Source organism: Streptococcus sp. Marseille-Q7156 (genome assembly GCF_965119495.1).
In genome coordinates this window covers 1,695,419-1,716,335 of record NZ_CBCPLU010000001.1, presented here as the reverse complement: position 1 = coordinate 1,716,335, position 20,917 = coordinate 1,695,419, and the positions used below count along the sequence as shown (strand labels likewise).

The 20,917-nt window shown below is 41.6% G+C and carries 19 protein-coding genes and 1 riboswitch; all 19 genes read left to right on the top strand.

The features are described from left to right. Positions 1 to 236: 236 nt before the first annotated feature. The 19 genes from ACWPV5_RS07940 to nrdG all read left to right on the top strand — a co-directional run bounded on the left by ACWPV5_RS07940 (position 237) and on the right by nrdG (position 20,724). Complete coding sequence (locus ACWPV5_RS07940) at positions 237 to 551, top strand: hypothetical protein (RefSeq protein ID WP_045616698.1); 315 nt, start codon at positions 237 to 239, stop codon at positions 549 to 551. 477 nt (positions 552 to 1,028) lie between these two features. After that, positions 1,029 to 1,421, top strand: a complete 393-nt coding sequence (locus tag ACWPV5_RS07935; RefSeq protein WP_219967116.1) for a transcriptional regulator — start codon at positions 1,029 to 1,031, stop codon at positions 1,419 to 1,421. A 53-nt stretch (positions 1,422 to 1,474) separates the two neighbouring features. Next, positions 1,475 to 1,621: a hypothetical protein gene (locus ACWPV5_RS07930; protein ID WP_261070800.1), complete on the top strand. Its 147-nt coding sequence runs from the start codon at positions 1,475 to 1,477 to the stop codon at positions 1,619 to 1,621. Between the two features lie 508 nt (positions 1,622 to 2,129). Further along, complete coding sequence (gene uvrA / locus ACWPV5_RS07925) at positions 2,130 to 4,961, top strand: excinuclease ABC subunit UvrA (protein WP_454383272.1); 2,832 nt, start codon at positions 2,130 to 2,132, stop codon at positions 4,959 to 4,961. Further along, positions 4,954 to 6,015 carry a M24 family metallopeptidase gene (locus tag ACWPV5_RS07920; protein WP_084954304.1) on the top strand — a complete coding sequence of 354 codons (1,062 nt, stop codon included), beginning with the start codon at positions 4,954 to 4,956 and terminating at the stop codon, positions 6,013 to 6,015. The genes uvrA and ACWPV5_RS07920 overlap by 8 nt, the downstream gene beginning before the upstream one ends. A gap of 57 nt (positions 6,016 to 6,072) precedes the next feature. Further along, positions 6,073 to 6,223: riboswitch (M-box (ykoK) riboswitch) on the top strand. 194 nt (positions 6,224 to 6,417) lie between these two features. After that, on the top strand, positions 6,418 to 9,078 hold the full coding sequence (gene mgtA / locus ACWPV5_RS07915) for a magnesium-translocating P-type ATPase (protein ID WP_454383269.1): 2,661 nt from the start codon (positions 6,418 to 6,420) through the stop codon (positions 9,076 to 9,078). Positions 9,079 to 9,213: 135 nt separating this feature from the next. Next, on the top strand, positions 9,214 to 9,612 hold the full coding sequence (gene spx, locus ACWPV5_RS07910; RefSeq protein WP_000591165.1) for a transcriptional regulator Spx: 399 nt from the start codon (positions 9,214 to 9,216) through the stop codon (positions 9,610 to 9,612). 60 nt (positions 9,613 to 9,672) lie between these two features. Then, positions 9,673 to 10,242, top strand: a complete 570-nt coding sequence (locus tag ACWPV5_RS07905; protein ID WP_261035706.1) for an SP0191 family lipoprotein — start codon at positions 9,673 to 9,675, stop codon at positions 10,240 to 10,242. A gap of 86 nt (positions 10,243 to 10,328) precedes the next feature. Continuing rightward, positions 10,329 to 10,595 carry an IreB family regulatory phosphoprotein gene (locus ACWPV5_RS07900; RefSeq protein ID WP_000507059.1) on the top strand — a complete coding sequence of 89 codons (267 nt, stop codon included), beginning with the start codon at positions 10,329 to 10,331 and terminating at the stop codon, positions 10,593 to 10,595. Positions 10,596 to 10,598: 3 nt separating this feature from the next. After that, entirely contained in the window at positions 10,599 to 11,018 is a 420-nt protein-coding gene (gene ruvX / locus ACWPV5_RS07895; RefSeq protein ID WP_004239076.1) for a Holliday junction resolvase RuvX, read from the top strand. Between the two features lie 15 nt (positions 11,019 to 11,033). Beyond that, positions 11,034 to 11,339 carry a DUF1292 domain-containing protein gene (locus tag ACWPV5_RS07890; RefSeq protein WP_000017620.1) on the top strand — a complete coding sequence of 102 codons (306 nt, stop codon included), beginning with the start codon at positions 11,034 to 11,036 and terminating at the stop codon, positions 11,337 to 11,339. A gap of 355 nt (positions 11,340 to 11,694) precedes the next feature. Beyond that, positions 11,695 to 12,945 (top strand): folylpolyglutamate synthase/dihydrofolate synthase family protein, encoded by a 1,251-nt coding sequence (locus ACWPV5_RS07885; RefSeq protein ID WP_454383259.1) that lies wholly within the window; start codon positions 11,695 to 11,697, stop codon positions 12,943 to 12,945. A gap of 84 nt (positions 12,946 to 13,029) precedes the next feature. After that, a complete protein-coding gene (locus ACWPV5_RS07880) occupies positions 13,030 to 13,494 on the top strand; it encodes an SP_0198 family lipoprotein (RefSeq protein ID WP_454383257.1) in 465 nt (154 codons plus the stop codon). Between the two features lie 138 nt (positions 13,495 to 13,632). After that, complete coding sequence (gene cls, locus ACWPV5_RS07875) at positions 13,633 to 15,165, top strand: cardiolipin synthase (protein ID WP_454383255.1); 1,533 nt, start codon at positions 13,633 to 13,635, stop codon at positions 15,163 to 15,165. Between the two features lie 254 nt (positions 15,166 to 15,419). Next, on the top strand, positions 15,420 to 16,958 hold the full coding sequence (locus ACWPV5_RS07870; protein ID WP_454383253.1) for a damage-inducible protein CinA: 1,539 nt from the start codon (positions 15,420 to 15,422) through the stop codon (positions 16,956 to 16,958). Between the two features lie 119 nt (positions 16,959 to 17,077). After that, positions 17,078 to 19,285, top strand: a complete 2,208-nt coding sequence (nrdD, locus tag ACWPV5_RS07865) for an anaerobic ribonucleoside-triphosphate reductase (RefSeq protein ID WP_454383251.1) — start codon at positions 17,078 to 17,080, stop codon at positions 19,283 to 19,285. Between the two features lie 11 nt (positions 19,286 to 19,296). Further along, a complete protein-coding gene (locus tag ACWPV5_RS07860) occupies positions 19,297 to 19,437 on the top strand; it encodes a hypothetical protein (RefSeq protein WP_000521615.1) in 141 nt (46 codons plus the stop codon). 197 nt (positions 19,438 to 19,634) lie between these two features. Beyond that, entirely contained in the window at positions 19,635 to 20,141 is a 507-nt protein-coding gene (locus ACWPV5_RS07855; RefSeq protein ID WP_454383249.1) for a GNAT family N-acetyltransferase, read from the top strand. Next, complete coding sequence (nrdG, locus tag ACWPV5_RS07850) at positions 20,134 to 20,724, top strand: anaerobic ribonucleoside-triphosphate reductase activating protein (protein ID WP_001064217.1); 591 nt, start codon at positions 20,134 to 20,136, stop codon at positions 20,722 to 20,724. The genes ACWPV5_RS07855 and nrdG overlap by 8 nt, the downstream gene beginning before the upstream one ends. Positions 20,725 to 20,917 lie beyond the last annotated feature (193 nt).

The following is a 20,917-nucleotide window of genomic DNA, read 5'->3' as shown; positions in this document are numbered from 1 at the left end:
CCCCTTTATTTTTAGACGGGGGTATGTATCGTTCGGATATAAGAACGCTGCCCTCTTCTGTACGAAAAATTCCCTTTTTGAAATGTTTAAAGGTATTAGGGAATGTAGTGCTATCAGGAAGTTAGCTTGATTTTTTCACCTCTAAAGCTACCCATTAACCAAGTAGTTTAGGAGGCCTTAGATAATTTGTAGTAATGGAACAATTCTACCAAACGAACACCGTAGAAAGGTGCAATATGGAACGTGATAGCCGAGGGAGATTTTTGCCGGGCAACCAAGTAGCAAAAGGCAACAGGGGCAACAGAAAACCAAAATATGGCAATAGCAACGCTTTGAATCATGGACTACGCAGAGGATATACTGGACTGTTACCAAGCCAAAAAGGTGGGGTATCTATTTATAAAATGGGTGCATACCTTGGAACGCTACCAGATAAGTATTTCCACCACTCAGAAGATGGAGCGCTTTGGGTAGATTATAACGCTTGTCAGTATTTGATTTCAGTTTGTGGTTTTCCTGAAAGTATGTTTAGCGAACCAGAGGAATGGTAAGGTTTTGGTAAGATGACGAGGTTTTCCGAGGGTTAGAAAAGGTGAGATTGTGGCAAAAAAGATATACTTAAAATACAAGGGTACATGTACTTGAACTCCGAGCGAACACCGAGAAAGTGGCTATATCCCCCTATCATTTATCAAGTAGATAAGAGCAATAATAACTCTCCTTAACTCCCTGAGAAATGACAAGCAGCTAAGCGGAGTTTTTAGCCCTCTTATTTCGGATCTACTCCTTGCAGAATGACAAGGAAATAAGAGAGATAAAAACATCCCTTAATTGCTTATCAAACCATAAGGAGATACGGGGATTATCTCTCTCCCCACGCGCCTCTATGAGCTTCATCCGTCATTGTACATTTTTTCTCACGGGAAAGCATTTGAAGCTAGAGCGAACATAGAGAAACAGCAAAAAAAGCCAAGGCGCTCCGCCTCAGCTATAATCTCAATAATATTATATCATGAAGGAGCGAACTAATGGAGCTGGATAAGTTTAAAACGATGATGAACGTCAGAAAGCGGATGACTTACTTTCTACGATTCCAGAGGATGGCAGGAAGTGAAAACCAAGTTACGATAGATGAAGAGGATTGGGAACTTATCTTACCTGATCAGTGGAATTTGAGCGGTGAGCATGAAAAAGCAACCCGTGAGGGATTGGAGATATTCGCCCAAGACATCAACAGTATAGAGAACAAACGAGCCAGAAAATACTTTATTATCCATTATTGCTATATGAGAAAGAAAACAATGAGTGAATGCGTAGAGATGGCAGGAACTAGCTCCACTAGCTACCACCGATATAAACAGATAGCCGTCTTAAACTTTGCGAGAATCCACCAGAACGGAGAGCTAGAAGCATATAAGTAGGCGTTTGTGGTGTTTTGTTGAGAAATGTTGAGATTTAAGTGAGGGGGGATGAAATGATTGAAGATTTTTTGATTGATTTGGAGCATATCCAATTAGAGGATATGGAGATAGATTTAAACATGGATATAGATATAGATTTTGAAATAGATGTTGACCTTGATGGGTTAGATTTAACCTTACTACAAGAGTTAGAAGCATGAATGTTGGCAAATGTAGGCTGAGGCTTCATATTCGCCCCCTATTTTGCTTCGTTTCGTACTGGACAACTAAAAACACCACGGATAAACTACAAGCCCTTAGAGAGCAAACTGGGGGCTTTTGTGAGGTCATAATTTTATAAAACACGCGCTTCATGGTATAATATATCTATCAGCAATCAGAAACTAAAGTATGGAAAAGTATGTACATATTTCATCAGAAAACAAAAAAGCACGTTTGACCGTGCTAGTTTCTTGCCTGCTGAACTCGTCAAATCTTAGCCCTTTTGTGGGGCTTTTTTGCTCCCCTTTTTGCGTACTTTGGGGGAGCAAGTAGTAAAAAGTAATATTAGTATTTTTTGTTCAAAAGCGCGTGATATAAGGGTTAGGAAGCCCTAAGGAAACATAAAATAAGAAGTTTTTTATTATACTACAAAATCAGCCTTTTGGGTAATAGAATCTCACTTTTTTTGGTATAATGGTAAGCAATAATGGACTAGAAAGAACAAAGATGCAAGATAAAATTGTCATTCATGGGGCGCGTGCCCATAATTTAAAAAATATTGATGTGGAGATTCCGCGAGACAAGCTGGTTGTCGTGACAGGCTTGTCAGGTTCAGGGAAATCCAGTCTGGCCTTTGATACCCTCTATGCGGAGGGGCAACGTCGCTATGTAGAGAGTTTGTCAGCCTATGCTCGTCAATTCTTGGGAAATATGGAGAAGCCTGATGTGGATGCCATTGATAGCCTCAGCCCAGCTATTTCCATCGACCAGAAAACGACTAGCAAAAACCCTCGCTCGACGGTGGGAACCACGACTGAAATCAATGACTATCTGCGTCTCCTCTACGCGCGTGTGGGGACGCCTTACTGTATCAACGGGCATGGGGCTATCAAGGCTTCTTCTGTGGAGCAAATCGTGGATAAGGTTTTGGAGTTACCTGAACGCCAGCGCTTGCAGATCTTGGCCCCTGTCATCCGCAAGAAAAAAGGCCAACATAAGAGTGTTATCGAGAAGGTTCAGAAAGATGGGTATGTTCGTGTACGTGTAGATGGGGAAGTCTATGATGTGACCGAAGTGCCAGAGTTGTCTAAGAGCAAGCAACACAATATCGATGTCGTGGTTGACCGTATTGTTATCAAGGAGGGCATTCGTAGTCGTCTCTTTGATTCCATTGAGGCTGCCCTTCGTATCGCAGAAGGTTATGTCATTATCGACACCATGGACGACTCTGAGTTGCTCTTCTCTGAGCATTATGCCTGCCCAGTTTGTGGATTTACTGTTCCAGAGTTAGAGCCACGTCTCTTCTCCTTCAATGCTCCTTTTGGTTCTTGTAGTGAGTGTGATGGCTTGGGCATCAAGCTGGAGGTGGATACTGATTTGGTAGTACCAGATGCCAGCAGAACGCTACGTGAGGGGGTGCTAGCACCTTGGAATCCTATCTCATCTAACTACTATCCAAATATGTTAGAGCAGGCTATGACAGCCTTTGGAGTGGATATGGATAAGCCTTTTGAGGACTTGTCAGAAGAAGATAAGAACTTGATTCTCTATGGATCGGATGGCAAGGAATTCCATTTCCACTATGAGAATGAATTTGGTGGTGTGCGCGATATTGACATTCCGTTTGAAGGAGTTGTCAATAATATCAAACGTCGCTACCATGAAACTAATAGTGACTACACTCGCACCCAGATGCGCCTCTACATGAATGAGCTGACCTGCGGAACTTGTCATGGTTATCGCCTCAATGACCAGGCTTTGTCTGTCCGTGTTGGTGGTGAGCAAGGACCACATATCGGAGAAATTTCAGATCTGTCTATCGCTGACCACTTGGACTTGGTGAGCCAGTTAACCTTGTCTGAAAATGAAGCCATCATTGCTCGACCTATTCTCAAGGAAATCAAGGATCGTTTGACCTTCCTTAATAACGTGGGTCTTAACTATCTAACCCTGTCACGTTCGGCAGGAACCCTTTCAGGTGGAGAAAGTCAGCGTATTCGCTTGGCAACTCAGATTGGTTCTAACCTATCAGGTGTCCTCTATATTTTGGATGAGCCGTCAATCGGTCTTCACCAGAGGGACAATGACCGTCTGATTGCCAGTCTGAAAAAGATGCGTGATTTGGGTAATACTCTTATCGTGGTGGAACACGACGAAGATACCATGCGCGAGGCGGATTATCTGATTGACGTTGGTCCTGGTGCAGGTGTTTTTGGTGGGGAGATTGTTGCTGCGGGTACGCCCAAGCAGGTTGCTCGCAATAGCAAGTCTATCACAGGTCAGTACTTGTCAGGCAAACGTGCCATTCCAGTACCAGAAGAGCGTCGTGTCGGTAATGGTCGTTTTATCGAGGTGGCGGGAGCGCGTGAGAACAACCTGCAAAATGTCACAGCTCGCTTTCCACTAGGAAAATTCATCGCAGTGACAGGTGTATCAGGTTCAGGTAAATCGACCCTAATCAATAGCATTCTCAAAAAAGCTATTGCCCAGAAGCTCAACCGTAATTCAGACAAGCCTGGTAAATTCAAGACGATTACAGGGATTGAGCATGTTGATCGTTTGATTGATATTGACCAGAGCCCGATTGGACGAACGCCAAGGTCTAACCCGGCTACCTATACAGGAGTTTTTGACGATATACGTGACCTTTTTGCCCAGACAAATGAGGCTAAGATTCGTGGTTACAAAAAGGGACGTTTTAGTTTCAATGTTAAGGGAGGTCGCTGTGAAGCCTGCTCAGGTGACGGGATTATCAAGATTGAGATGCACTTCTTGCCAGATGTTTATGTGGCTTGTGAAGTTTGCCACGGGACCCGTTACAACAGTGAAACCCTAGAAGTCCATTACAAGGAAAAAAATATCTCGCAGGTCTTGGATATGACTGTCAACGATGCGGTGGAATTCTTCCAACACATTCCGAAAATTCAACGCAAACTCCAGACCATCAAGGATGTGGGACTGGGATATGTAACGCTAGGGCAACCAGCTACCACCCTTTCTGGGGGAGAAGCCCAGCGTATGAAGCTGGCTAGTGAACTCCACAAACGATCGACAGGAAAATCTTTCTACATTCTGGACGAGCCGACGACAGGGCTTCATACCGAGGATATCGCTCGCTTGCTTAAGGTTTTAGCTCGCTTTGTCGATGATGGCAATACAGTTCTTGTCATTGAGCACAATCTGGATGTTATCAAGACGGCAGACCATATTATTGACTTGGGACCTGAGGGCGGTGTCGGCGGTGGAACCATCATCGCAACAGGAACTCCAGAAGAAGTAGCGGCCAACGAAGCCAGCTACACAGGACAGTATTTGAAAGGAAAGTTACATCATGAATAAACGTGTACAAGCATTTCTAACTAAAATGCAAGAAAAAGAACTAGATGGCATCATCATCAATAACCTTAAAAACGTCTATTATTTGACTGGTTTTTGGGGTTCGAACGGAACAGTCTTCATCAGCCGTGACCGTCAGGTCTTGGTGACAGACTCTCGCTATATCATTGCAGCCAAGCAAGAAACCAGTGGCTTTGAGATTGTGGCTGACCGTGATGAATTGGCTGTCATTGCAGGCATTGTCAAGGACATGGGCTTGTCTCGTATCGGTTTTGAAGATGAGATTTCAGTCTCTTATTACCACCGTATGCAGGCAACCTTTGAAGGAATTGACTTGCTTCCACAGACTCAGTTTGTTGAAGGTCTTCGAATGATTAAGGATGAAGCGGAGATTGCAGCTATTCGCAAGGCTTGTTCTATCTCAGACCAAGCTTTCCGCGATGCACTTGACTTTATCAAACCAGGAAAGACTGAAATTGAGATTGCCAACTTCCTTGACTTCCGCATGCGTGAGTTGGGAGCATCTGGCTTGTCTTTTGACACCATTCTAGCTAGCGGTATCAACTCTTCCAAACCCCATGCCCATCCTATGCACAAACCAGTGGAGCTAGGAGAAGCCATTACAATGGACTTCGGTTGCCTTTATGACCACTATGTCAGTGATATGACACGGACTATCTATCTAGGGCATGTTAGCGACGAGCAAGCAGAGATTTACAATACGGTTTTGAAAGCCAACCAAGCCTTGATTGACCAGGCTAAGGCAGGATTAGGTTTCCGAGACTTTGATAAAATTCCTCGTGATATTATCATCGAAGCAGGCTATGGCGACTACTTTACACACGGTATTGGTCACGGTATTGGACTGGACATCCATGAAGAACCTTACTTTAGCCAGACTTCTACAGAAACTATTAAGGCGGGTATGGCCTTGACCGATGAACCAGGTATCTATATCGAAGGCAAATATGGCGTTCGTATCGAGGATGATATCCTGATTACAGAGACAGGTTGTGAATTGTTGACCTTAGCTCCAAAAGAGTTGATAGTTATTTAAGAGTTAAACAACTCAAATGATTGACTTTTAAATTTTAAAGGTTTATACTGAAAGACGAAAACGGTAGGTGAGGCTACCATAGGGATACGGATGACTACCGCAAAGCAGTGGAGACACTACTCGTTGGTCAACAGTCCTGGTCGCGAAGGCCAAGACTAAGCTCATTACATTGCCCTATGGAGTTAAAGCTTGAACGAAAAACAGATAATTAGTTTTTTAATCCTGCCATTTTATGGTGGGATTTTCTACTGTTTAAATCAAAGAAAGGAGATAGACGATGCAAATTGACGATCATCCGGAACCGCACATACACAGCCAATCGCTGATTTGTGTCGTTCTGCCCTTATAAAGTGATTGGTCTCTGTGTATGAAACACATCATTCATACAGATAGGAGAAACCAATGAAAACTACAAAAGAAAGATTAGCAACAGCTATTCATACATCTTTAAACGAAACTCTATCTTTTTATAAGACAAGTCTAACAGGCTTGACTGAGGAGCAGGTGGAGAAAAATCGTGACCTATATGGCGAAAATACCATCACAAAGGGTCAAGAAGACAGTATCCTCAAAAAGATTTACGAATCCATTATCAATCCTTTTACGATCATCTTACTGGTCATCGCCGTGATTTCCTTGGTGACCAATGTCTGGTTGGCAAAACCAGGTCAAGAGGATCCGACAACTTCCATTATCATCGTTGTCCTAGTCCTCATTTCTGGTGGCATACGCTTTGTCCAAGAACTCCGTAGTGATAAGGCTGCGACCAATCTATCAAAAATGATTGTCAACACAGCGACTGTCATTCGTCAAGGAGAAATCCAAGAAGTACCTATCGATGACTTGGTAGTGGGTGACGTGGTTAAATTAAGCGCTGGAGACATGATTCCAGCAGATCTTCTTTTATTTGAGTCGCGCGATTTCTTTGTACAACAGTCGGGCTTGACAGGTGAAAGTGAATCGGTTGAAAAATTGGCCTTGACCAAGGCAACAGTTCAACAATCTGATAGTCTGCTAGAAGCAGAAGCGCTCGCCTTTATGGGAACCAATGTCTTGTCTGGTAGTGCCAAGGCCGTGGTTTTAGCAGTTGGTGATGATACCATGATGGGGGCCATTGAGCAGACTTTGAACACCTATGATGAGCCTACTTCGTTTGAACGGGAGATGAATAGTATTTCGTGGCTCTTAATTCGTTTGATGCTGGTCATGGTGCCCATCGTTTTCTTGTCCAATGGTTTAACAGATGGAGATTGGTTAGAAGCTGGCGTATTTGCTTTGAGTGTTGGTGTTGGATTGACACCTGAGATGCTTCCTATGATTATCACGGCCAGTCTAGCAAAAGGCTCCATCATTATGGCCAAGGAAAAAGTGGTTATCAAGAAACTCAATGCCATACAGGACTTAGGGGCGATTGATATTTTGTGTACAGATAAGACAGGAACTCTAACCCAAGACGAAATTGTCCTTGAATATCCCTTGGACATCCACGGACGCTTGGATTTGACCGTCTTGAGACGAGCTTATCTCAATTCTTATTTTCAAACGGGCTTGAAAAATTTGATGGACAGAGCTATCATCAAACGGACTGAAAAGGAAGCCAAAGAACACACCCTCTTGCAAAACCTGGCTCAAACTTTTCAAAAAATAGATGAGCTTCCCTTTGATTTTGAACGTAGACGGATGAGTGTTATCGTTAAGGATGAACACGAAGTTGTTAGTTTGGTAACCAAGGGTGCCCTAGAGGAAATGTTGGCGATTTCCAGTCATGCGGAATACCATGGAGTGATTACTTCATTGACAGATGCTATTAGAGAAGAAATTTTAGCAGAAGTTCGACAACTAAATCAACAAGGTTTGCGTGTCTTGGGAGTGGCCTATAAGTCAGGTTTGAGGGAAGGCCATGCCTATACAGTTGATGATGAAGGGGATATGATTCTAACTGGTTATTTAGCCTTCCTAGATCCTCCTAAACCATCTGCAGCACCAGCAATTAAGGCTCTGTTAGAACATGGGGTTCAAACAAAGATTTTGACGGGAGACAACGAAAAAGTTACCCAAGCAGTCTGTGAAAAGGTTGGTTTGGATATCAATCAGATGCTGTTGGGATCTGAAATTGATCAGATGAGTAATCAAGAATTGGCTCAAGCCGTGGAGGAGGTAACAGTCTTTGCCAAACTTTCTCCTGACCAAAAAGCAAGGATTATTTTGCAATTTAAGGCTAATGGTCATGCTGTAGGCTATATGGGGGATGGAATCAATGACGCTCCTTCTATGAAAGTTGCAGATGTGGGGATTTCTGTTGATACAGCAGTAGATATTGCCAAAGAAACAGCTGATGTTATCCTACTTGATAAGGATCTCATGGTGCTGGAAAAAGGACTTGTTGAAGGGCGTAAGGTCTATGCCAATATGACTAAATATATCAAAATGACAGTGAGTTCTAATTTTGGAAATATCTTATCCCTATTGGTCTCTGGAATCTTTTTACCATTTTTACCAATGGCACCAGTCCATTTGATTATCCTAAATCTAGTCTATGATTTGTCTTGTATTGCCTTGCCTTTTGACAAGGTGGATAAAGATTTTTTGAGAAATCCGCATACCTGGGAAGCTAAGTCCATCACACGCTTCATGGTTTGGATGGGGCCTATCTCTTCGGCCTTTGATATTTTGACCTTCAGTTTGCTTTATTTTATCATTGTACCCATGACGACAGGTCAAGCCTATGTCCATGGAGCGGAGTCTGCCGTAGGATTTATTGTCTTGTTTCAGACAGGTTGGTTTATCGAGTCCATGTGGTCACAGACCATGGTTATCCATATGCTGCGTTCAGCCAAAATTCCCTTTTTACAAAGTCGTCCAGCTTGGCTAGTCCTTGTGACAACCTTATTGGCTGCAGCCTTTGTGACCTTCCTTCCCTACAGTCCACTTGCAATCCTACTTCATCTAACTCCTTTAAAACCGATTTATTTCATCTTTTTACTTTTCATCATTATTTTGTATATGATTAGCGTGACAATTGTGAAAAAAATCTATATCAAGAAATATCAAGAATGGCTGTAAATTTCATTTTGTCAAGAAAAAAGTACGAAAATGACGAAAAAAGTCAAAAAAATTTAAAAATAGGTCGCAAGTCGGATGTTTTTTATGGTATAATAGACTAAACTGATAGTAACATGTAGCGAAAGGGGTAGGTACATGATTAAAATTTATACAGTCTCAAGTTGTACTAGCTGTAAAAAAGCAAAAACCTGGCTCAATGCCCACCAGTTAAGTTATAAAGAACAAAATCTTGGTAAAGAAGGAATTACGAGAGAAGAATTACTGGATATTCTAACCAAAACAGATAACGGAATAGCCAGCATCGTTTCATCTAAAAATCGCTATGCCAAAGCCCTTGGAGTGGATATTGAAGATTTGAGTGTCAATGAAGTCCTCAATCTGATTATGGAAACACCGAGAATTTTAAAGAGCCCAATTCTTGTGGATGAAAAACGCCTACAAGTTGGCTATAAGGAAGATGATATTCGTGCCTTCCTACCACGCTCTGTCCGTAATGTAGAAAATGCAGAAGCACGTTTGCGTGCAGCTCTATAAACATCAAGGCTGGGAGCAACTCCCAGTCTTATTTTAATTTCAAAAAGAAAGAAGAAAGAAATGAAAAAAATAGTTCTTGTTAGTCTAGCTTTCCTTTTTGTCCTAGTTGGTTGTGGACAGAAAAAAGAAACTGGACCAGCTACAAAAACAGAAAAAGATACGCTTCAGTCGGCATTGCCAGTTATTGAAAATGCTGAGAAGAATACAGTTGTCACCAAGACTTTGGTCTTGCCTAAGTCAGATGATGGTAGCCAGCAAACCCAAACCATTACATACAAGGACAAGACTTTTTTGAACCTAACCATTCAACAAAAGCGTCCAGTTTCTGATGAGTTGAAGACTTATATCGACCAACATGGAGTGGAAGAAACTCAAAAAGCTCTTCTCGAGGCGGAGGAGAAGGATGAGGCTATCATAGAAGCTCGTAAATTAGCAGGATTTAAGCTTGAAACTAAACTATTGAGTGCAACAGAACTTCAAACAACGACTAGTTTTGATTTTCAAGTTTTGGATGTCAAGAAGGCTTCTCAGTTAGAATATTTGAAGAACATTGGCTTGGAAAATCTTTTGAAAAATGAACCAAGCAAATATATTTCAGACAGATTGGCAAATGGTGCGACAGAACAATAGAAAATCCAAATAAATAGACTGCCTGAATTGTAGAACGTAAGGAATTATGCTATAATGGTACTATTCTAAGGAAAGAGGGTGTTAGAATGGGATTTACTGAAGAAACAGTACGTTTTAAATTGGACGATTCCAATAAAAAAGAAATTAGCGAAACTTTGACTGATGTCTATGCTTCGTTGAACGATAAGGGCTACAACCCAATTAACCAAATCGTAGGCTACGTATTGAGTGGAGACCCTGCCTACGTTCCTCGTTATAATAATGCACGAAATCAAATCCGTAAGTATGAGCGTGATGAAATCGTTGAGGAATTGGTCCGCTACTACCTTAAAGGACAAGGAGTCGATCTATAACCTATGAGAATTATGGGATTGGACGTCGGTTCAAAAACGGTAGGGGTGGCTATTAGCGATCCGCTCGGTTTTACAGCTCAAGGGCTTGAAATCATCCAAATCAATGAGGAGCAAGGCCAATTTGGTTTTGACCGCGTTAAGGAGTTGGTTGATACTTATAAGGTGGAACGATTTGTAGTGGGCTTGCCTAAAAACATGAACAATACAAGCGGACCGCGCGTGGAAGCTAGTCAAGCATACGGAGCAAAGCTAGAAGAGCTTTTTGGTTTACCAGTAGACTATCAAGATGAACGCTTGACAACAGTGGCTGCTGAGCGCATGTTGATTGAACAAGCAGATATCAGTCGCAATAAGCGTAAGAAAGTCATTGATAAGTTAGCAGCTCAGCTGATTTTACAAAATTATTTAGATAGAAAATTTTAATATAAAGGAGAGGCTATGTCACACGATCATAACCACGACCACGAAGAACGTGAACTAATCACACTAGTAGATGAGCAAGGAAATGAAACCTTGTTTGAAATCCTTTTGACCATTGACGGAAAAGAAGAATTTGGTAAAAACTATGTTCTTCTAGTACCAGTTAACGCAGAAGAAGACGAAGACGGACAAGTTGAAATCCAAGCTTACTCATTCATCGAAAACGAAGATGGAACAGAAGGCGAATTGCAACCAATCCCAGAAGACTCAGAAGACGAATGGAACATGATTGAAGAAGTCTTCAATAGTTTTATGGAGGAGTGATACAGTCTGGGAGACTGTATCACCCCAACTCCTAGAAATTGGAAGAGTTGGAACGTCCAGTGGACGTTTTTAGCCCAGCTCTTTGAAATAAAAAAGAGCTGGTATGTTCAGTGAACATTTTTACCCTTACGCTAAAAATAAAGACCGTAAGTAAGTATGGGAGACTGTATCAGCCCAACTCCTAGAAATTAGAAACGCAGGCACATTCAGTGGATGTTTTACCCTACGTTAATATTCATAGTAGCTAGTTATTAGCTAACCAGGTAAGAGGTCGGGACGAAAATCCTGACCTCGTTTTTTGTTATATACGGAATTTTGCTAGATAATTGATTAGACTTTTGTCAAGGAGATGTATATGTTTGAAGTAGAAGAATGGCTTTATAGTCGGATTGGTTTGAATTTTCGATCAGGTTTGGGCCGAATACAGCAAGCGGTGGATTTGTTAGGAAATCCTGAGCAGTCTTACCCTATTATCCACGTAACAGGAACTAACGGAAAAGGATCTACCATTGCTTTTATGAGGGAGTTATTTATGGGGCATGGCAAAAAAGTTGCGACCTTTACTTCCCCTCATATCGTCTCTATCAATGATCGAATCTGCATTAATGGACAACCAATAGCTGATGCAGACTTTATCCGTTTGGCTGAGCAGGTCAAGGAGATGGAAAAGACACTTTTGCAAACCCATGACCAGTTGTCCTTTTTTGAATTACTGACCTTGATTGCTTTTCTCTATTTTAGGGAGCAAGAGGTGGATTTGCTTCTACTAGAAGTGGGAATTGGTGGCTTACTTGACACAACCAATGTGGTAACTGGAGAGATTGCTGTCATCACCTCCATCGGATTTGATCATCAGGAGACTCTGGGTGACAGTATAGCAGCAATCGCAGAGCAGAAAGCTGGTATTTTCAAGGCTGGTAAAAAGGCAGTGGTTGCTAAGCTGGCTCCAGAAGCTAGGTTTGTTTGTCAGAAAAAAGCTGAATCTTTAGCTGTTGACCTTTATCATGCAGGTCAAAATTTTTCAATGCTAAAGGGTGATTTTTCAAGTTCTTTGGGGAATTTTCCACAGCTGAAAATAGGATTGGAAGGAGCCTATCAGCAGGAGAATGCCGCCTTGGCGCTACAAGCATTTCTTCTCTTTATGAGGGAAGAAAAGGAAGTTGTTGATGAGCAGGCTGTAAGAGAGGCCTTGAAACAGACTCATTGGGCTGGGCGTTTGGAGCGTATTCGCCCACAGATTTACTTGGATGGTGCTCATAACCTCCCTGCCTTGACTCGCCTGGTGGAGTTTGTCAAAGAAAAAGAGCAGGAAGGCTATCGTCCTCAAATCCTCTTTGGAGCCTTGAAACGTAAGGATTATCAAGGGATGTTGGGTTATCTGACTGAAAATTTACCTCAGGTGGAACTCAAGGTGACCGGCTTTGACTATCAAGGGGCTCTGGAGGAGACAGATGTGACCGGTTACCATGTGATTCCTTCTTACCGAGAATTTATCAGCAGTTTTGAAGCAAGGGCAGACGCGCAGGACTTGTTGTTCATTACAGGATCTCTCTATTTTATATCAGAAGTACGGAGTCACCTACAGGAGCATGAGCAGATAAATTGACCTCTTTTTTTGAACTTGTTATACTAGGGGAACTGCCAGTTAGAAGAAAATTGCTCTAAATTGGTAGAAGAAAGGAAATTCATCATGAAATTAAAAAGATTCACACTTTCTCTTGCTGCTCTAGCAAGTCTTAGTCTCTCAGTAGCTTGTTCACAGAGAACTCAACAGGTTCAACAACCAGCAGCTCAATCGCAAACTCAACCAACTCAGCAATCACAACCTGCTGTTTCATCTTCTATAGAAAATACAAACCAGGCAGCAACAAGTTCTTCACAAAATACAGTTACAGCTCAACCAACTAATATTGATGGGACTTATACCGGTCAGGATGACGGAGACCGTATCACTTTAGTGGTAACTGGAACTACTGGTACATGGACTGAGCTCGAATCTGACGGGGATCAGAAAGTCAAACAGGTTAGCTTCGACACTGCTAATCAACGTATGATTATTGGTGATGATGCCAAGATTTATACAATCAATGGCAATCAGATGATTATTGACGATATGGATAGAGACGCTTCAGATCGTATCGTTTTATCAAAATAGACTAGAAGGAGACTGGATTTGTCGGTCTCTTTTACTTTTACTTAGAAAATGATGATAAATACTTGCCTTCTATCGAATATCTGCGTTATACTAGTATCAATTACCTGTTTTTAGCATTCAAACTATCAAGGAGGGGATATGAAATATAGAAAATTTCAATTATTGATGTCCAAGTATGGCTTTAGTCTTTTGATTATGCTACTTGAACTTTCTCTTGTTTTTGGTCTCTTTCTTTATTTAGGGCGCATGGCCCCTATTCTTTGGGTGATTCTCTTAATCATTATGAGTATGGCGACTATTGTCGCGATTGTCAATCGTTCTATGACACCTGAAAGCAAAGTAATGTGGTTAGTGGTAACTTTTGTTCCTATCATTGGCCCCCTGCTCTATCTGATGTTCGGAGAAAGGCGATTGTCCAAAAAAGAAATCAAACAGTTGGACAAACTTGGTTCTATGCATTTTCGGGAAGATAACAGTAAAGCACTCCGCCAGAAATTGAAGGAAGAGGATAAGGCGGCTTACGGGGTTATCAAGTCTCTGTTGAGTATGGATAGTAATGCCGATGTATACGATCGAACCAACTCACAATTCTTTCCTTCAGGTGAAAGCATGTGGCAACATATGTTGGAAGACCTCAAGAAAGCTGAAAAGTTTATCTTTCTAGAGTACTATATTGTCGAAGAAGGTCTGATGTGGAATAGCATACTAGACATACTAGAGCAAAAGGCAGCTCAAGGTGTAGAGGTCAAGATGCTCTATGATGATATCGGCTGTATGGCGACTTTACCTGGAGACTATACTATTCAACTTCGTAGTCGAGGCATTGAAGCCCATAAATTTAACAAGGTGATTCCTCGTTTGACAGTAGCTTATAATAATAGAGACCATCGGAAAATCCTTGTCATAGATGGTCAGATAGCCTATACAGGAGGGATTAACTTAGCCGATGAGTACATCAATCATGTAGAACGCTTTGGCTACTGGAAGGACAGTGGGATTCGCATAGATGGCCCTGGTGTCAAGGCTCTCACCCGTCTCTTTTTGATGACCTGGTACATTAATCGTGGGGAAATCAGTGATTTTGATCAGTATCACTTGGAAAATCAACCTCGTTCTAGCCAAGGGCTCTGTATTCCTTACGGTAGTGGACCCAAGCCCATCTTCCGTACTCAGGTAGGGAAAAAAGTCTATCAAAGTTTGATTAATCAGGCTACTGATTCAGTCTATATTACAACGCCCTATTTGATTATTGACTATGATTTAACAGAGAGTATTAAAAACGCGGCTATGAGAGGTGTTGATGTCCGCATTGTGACCCCTTTTATTCCAGATAAGAAATTAATCCAACTCATCACAAGAGGGGCTTATCCAGATTTGTTGTCAGCAGGAGTAAGGATTTTTGAGTATAGTCCAGGCTTTATCCACAGTAAACAAATCCTAGTGGATAAGGACTTTGCTGCAGTTGGAACCATTAACTTAGATTATAGAAGTTTGCTTCACCACTATGAAAATGCAGTCTTGCTATATAAAACAGAATCAATCACTGAGATTCAAAAAGATTTTCAAGAGATTTTTTCAGTATCGCAAGAAATTTTCCCTCATACGATAAAAAATAGCTGGTATCAGAAATTGATTAAGGAAATTGCCCAGTTATTCGCCCCAATTTTATAAGAAATCTAGGACTTAGGATCCAAGCCAGTCCTATTTTTCTTGCCTTTTACGAATAAGAAAATGTAGGAGGAAAGATGCTAACTCAGAAAGAATTGGATTATATCATGATATTTAAACAGACACATTTACACCGATTTCGGGAAATTGAAACCTTTGTGAAACTATGCAAAAAATCACTCAAACAGCCATCGCAAGCTGACAATCCTAGGACTTTTTGATATACTAAGACAGATAAATTGAATAGGAGAAACGATATGAGTGTGTATGGTAGAGTAGAAGAAGTTCATCAGGAGAATCGTGAACCTCTAGAATACCAAATCGAACAAGAATCGCATCATCGTGAATCAAGTCGTCTTCCTTTGGTAAGAATTTTACTATGGAGTACGCTTGTAACAGGGATAACTCTAGGAGTACCGCTATTACTCGATTTAATGAGTGCACAGGAAGTGCAGGATTTTTATGCAGGTTGGGCCCTTCATCAGACAGGGAAGATTTACAGCGACTATTATGGAAGTCAAGGTTTGCTTTATTATTTGCTGACTTACGTGACTCAGGGCGGATTTTTCTTTGCCATTTTTGAGTGGTTAGCCTTGGTAGCAGGAGGATTTTTCCTCTTTCGATCGGCAGACACCTTGACAGAGCAAGGAGACCAAGCTGGACAACTGGTGACTATTTTTTACATGCTGGTTACAGGTCTTGCGTTTGGTGGAGGCTATGCGACTCTTTTAGCGCTTCCTTTCTTATTCGCGGCCTTTAGTTTAGTTGCGGCTTACCTAAGCAATCCAAGCCATGATAAGGGATTTGTACGGATTGGGTTGGCTTTGGCAGGCGGATTTTTCTTTGCCCCCTTGGCATCGCTCCTGTTTATTGCTGTAGTGAGTTTAGGCTTGTTGGTCTTTAACCTTGGGCATAGACGCTTTGCACATGGATTTTATCAGTTTCTTGCAGTGGCTTTAGGTTTTTCACTGGTCTTTTATCCAACTGCCTACTATAGTGTTGCAACAGGAAGTTTTGAGGATGCGATTAGTGGAATTTTGTATCCAATTAATTCTATTCGTTTGACTTCTGTTTCGGCATTGTTAGAAAATGTTTTGTTTTATGGGTTGTTGGCTCTTGGCATGGGAGTTTTGGTTTTTGTCTTTTTAGGTCTCTTTCAATCTAAATCCTCTAAACTATATGTCATCTCAGTGCCTGCGAGTTTGTTCCTGATTTTAGGTTTGGTAGTGATTTTCTTTACACAGGATCCCCTACATGCATCCCGTTTGATGCTCATTTTCCCTGTCTTTCTTCTGCTTTTAGTGTCCAATATCAAGGGACAACAGAGTGGTCGTAGTGTTAGAAGAAGACGCAGAGAAGAGCCTGTTAGTCTCTGGCATCGCTATACTAAAGGGAATCTTTACCTACCGATTTTAACTTTGTTATATCTTTTGGCTGTTCCTTTTTTGATGAGGTTTGTCCTTTATCCAGTACCTTATCAAGAACGTGAGCGTCTTGCTGATTTGGTGAAAGAGGAGACAAGTACGGAAGATGCTATCTATGCATGGGATGATACTGCAACTCTTTATCGTAAGAGTGAGCGCTTGTCGCCATCGGCTATTTTGTCCCCGTTGTACTATACAGCAACTGAGGAAAATCGGAATAAGCTACTCAATGACTTGAAAGAAAAACAACCCAAGGTGATTGTGGTAAACGATAAGGTGGCAGTCTGGTCTGAAGTGGAAACACTCTTAAAAGAAAATTATCAACCAGTAAAGACAGATTACTCAGAGTTTAAAGTCTATAAAATTAAATAACTAAATCAATATCTTGTGTATTTTTAAAAATTTTAGGATTTTTAACACAAGATATTGATTTTTCTTTTTAGAGTGGTATAATACTTTTTAGAAAGAACATTTTAGAAAAGAGCATGCATATGATTGCACTAGAAGAAAAAATTACAATTTTGCCAACTCTCTTCGTCGAGAAACGAGATGGGAGACGTGTTGTATTTGATGTGGACAAGATTGACAAGGCTCTCCACAAGGCGGCTGACAAGGTTATGGATGTGACACCCTTGGTTGAAAAGCGCCTAAATGCTCTGACCGAGCGAATTGTCACAGAAATTCATAGTCGCTTTCCAAAGGGAGTTAAGATTTACGAAATTCAAAATATCGTAGAACATGAACTGCTTGAAGCCAAAGAATATGCACTGGCTGAGGAGTATATTACTTATCGGACGCAGAGGGATTTTGAGCGCTCAAAAGCGACAGATATCAACTTTAGTATCCATAAACTTCTCAACAAAGACCAGGCAGTTGTCAATGAAAATGCTAATAAAGACAGCGATGTCTTTAATACCCAGCGTGATTTGACAGCAGGCATTGTTGGGAAGTCAATCGGACTGCAAATGCTTCCTAAGCACGTAGCCAATGCCCATCAAAAAGGGGATATCCACTATCACGATTTGGACTACAGTCCCTATACACCTATGACCAACTGCTGTTTGATTGATTTCAAGGGGATGTTGGAGAATGGTTTTAAGATTGGAAATGCGGAGGTGGAGAGTCCTAAGTCTATCCAGACTGCGACAGCTCAGATTTCCCAAATCATCGCCAACGTTGCTTCTAGCCAGTACGGTGGCTGTTCAGCTGATCGTATCGATGAAGTTTTGGCGCCTTATGCAGAGAAGAACTATCAAAAACACCTCAAAGATGCAGAAGAATGGGTCTTGACTGAAAAACGGGAAGATTATGCCTGGAAGAAAACGCAAAAAGACATTTATGATGCCATGCAATCCCTTGAGTATGAAATCAATACTCTCTTCACTTCAAATGGCCAAACGCCCTTTACTTCACTAGGTTTTGGTCTAGGAACTAGTCGTTTTGAACGAGAAATTCAAAAAGCTATTTTAAACATTCGCATTAAGGGTCTGGGTTCGGAACACCGCACAGCCATCTTCCCTAAGCTCATTTTTACGCTTAAAAGAGGTCTTAACTTAGAAGAAGGGACTCCCAACTACGACATTAAGCAGTTGGCTCTTGAGTGTGCAACCAAGCGGATGTACCCAGACGTCTTGTCTTACGATAAGATTGTTGACTTGACAGGTTCCTTCAAGGTGCCTATGGGTTGCCGTTCGTTTCTTCAAGGTTGGAAGGATGAAAATGGTGTAGAAGTCAATTCAGGCCGTATGAATCTGGGTGTTGTGACAGTTAACCTACCTCGTATTGCTCTTGAGTCTGAAGGTGATATGAATAAGTTCTGGGAAATCTTCAACGAGCGGATGAATATTGCTGAAGATGCTCTTGTTTATCGTGTCGAACGCACGAAAGAGGCGACACCAGCGAATGCTCCTATCCTCTATCAGTACGGTGCTTTTGGCCATCGTCTAGGTAAAGAAGAAAGTGTTGACCAGCTCTTTAAGAATCGTCGCGCAACCGTTTCGCTGGGCTATATCGGCTTGTATGAAGTAGCGACAGTTTTCTTTGGTAACAGCTGGGAAAGTAATCCAAATGCTAAGGAATTCACGCTGGATATCATTCGCGATATGAAACGCCGTGTAGAAGAGTGGTCTGACCAATATGGCTACCATTTCTCTATCTACTCAACACCATCTGAAAGTTTGACAGACCGTTTCTGCCGACTAGATACAGAGAAGTTTGGTTCTATTCCTGATATTACAGATAAGGAATACTACACCAATTCTTTCCACTACGATGTTCGTAAAAATCCAACACCGTTTGAAAAATTGGACTTTGAGAAAGTCTATCCAGAAGCAGGTGCGTCAGGTGGTTTCATCCATTATTGTGAGTATCCAGTCCTTCAGCAAAATCCAAAGGCCTTGGAAGCTGTCTGGGACTATGCCTATGACCGTGTCGGCTATTTAGGGACCAATACACCAATTGACCGTTGCTACAAGTGTGACTTTGAAGGGGATTTTGAACCAACTGAGAGAGGATTTGCTTGTCCAAACTGTGGAAATAGCGACCCTAAAACAGTAGACGTTGTTAAACGGACTTGTGGCTATTTAGGCAATCCTCAAGCGAGACCTATGGTCAATGGGCGTCACAAGGAAATCGCAGCGCGTGTCAAACATATGAATGGCTCAACGATTAGAATAGCTGGACATCAAGTAACAAATTAGAAAGAAATAGAATGGGAAAATATCAATTAGACGATAAGGGGCGTGCACAAGTGACCCGTTATCATGAGAAACACTCTAAAGGTGGAGCTGGTAAAAAAGAACGCTTGCTCAACCTCAAAGAACAATTTTTAAACAAGAATAAGAAAAAATAAAAGTGATACTCAATGAAAATCAAAGAGCAAACTAGGAAGCTAGCCGCAGGTTGCTCAAAGCACTGCTTTGAGGTTGTAGATAAGACTGACGAAGTCAGTTACATATATCTACGGTAAGGCGACGCTGACGTGGTTTGAATTTGATTTTCGAAGAGTATGAGAGTCAGCTCTCGCTTTTCTCATAGTGGGAGGTAAGGATGGAACTACGCAGACCAAGATTAGCAGATAAAGAAACAGTTTTAGAGATGATGGCAGAGTTTGAAAAGAGTCAATCAGCCCATGATGGAGGATTTTGGGATACAGAGAACTTTGTGTATGAAGAGTGGTTGGAAACAAATATGAAAAAAGAGATGGGAATAAACTTGCCTGAAAATCGTGTTCCTTCTATTCAATTTGTATCATTTGATGATGTAGGTCGTGCTCTAGGATTTTTGAATCTGCGATTGAGACTGAATGAGGGGTTACTGAATTACGCTGGCCACATTGGCTACTCCATTCGTCCATCAGAAAGAGGTAAGGGTTATGCTAAGGAAACTCTCCGTCAGGGCTTGCAAGTTGCTAAGGAAAAGAACATCAAGAAAGCTCTTGTGACCTGTAGCGTGAATAATCCTGCTAGCAGAGCAGTCATTTTAGCAAATGGTGGGCTCCTTGAGGATGTTCGTAATGGAGTCGAGCGTTATTGGATAGAGGTAGCGAATGAATAATCCAAAACCACAAGAATGGAAAAGCGAGGAACTCAGTCAAGGGCGTATCATCGACTACAAAGCCTTTAACTTTGTAGATGGAGAAGGTGTGCGTAACTCTCTCTATGTATCAGGCTGCATGTTTCACTGTGAGGGGTGTTATAATGTAGCGACCTGGTCCTTCAATGCCGGAATTCCCTACACAGCAGAATTAGAAGAGCAGATCATGGCAGATCTTGCTCAACCCTATGTTCAAGGCTTGACCTTGCTGGGAGGGGAGCCATTTCTCAATACGGGTATTCTCTTGCCACTCGTGAAACGTATCCGGAAGGAATTGCCAGATAAGGATATCTGGTCCTGGACGGGCTATACATGGGAAGAAATGATGTTGGAAACTCCAGATAAACTGGAACTCTTATCATTGATTGACATTCTTGTCGATGGACGATACGATCGAACTAAGAGAAATCTCATGCTCCAGTTTCGAGGCTCGTCCAACCAACGAATTATTGATGTGCAAAAATCTCTCAAAAGTGGGCAAGTAGTGATTTGGGACAAGCTCAATGATGGAAAAGAAAGCTATGAACAGGTGAAGAGAGAGTAACTTTCTTCCATAAAGCACTTAAATAAATGACCTGCTAAAAAAGAAAACAGTTTCATGTTAAAAATTTTAAAAAACAGCAACAAATCCCTTGCAATCGCAGGGGCTTTGTGTTATTCTATTATGGTGCTGTAAATTACAGCCTTAGCTTTGATGCAAGAGGTTGCGACACGCTCGGTTGCATTGCCACGCAACA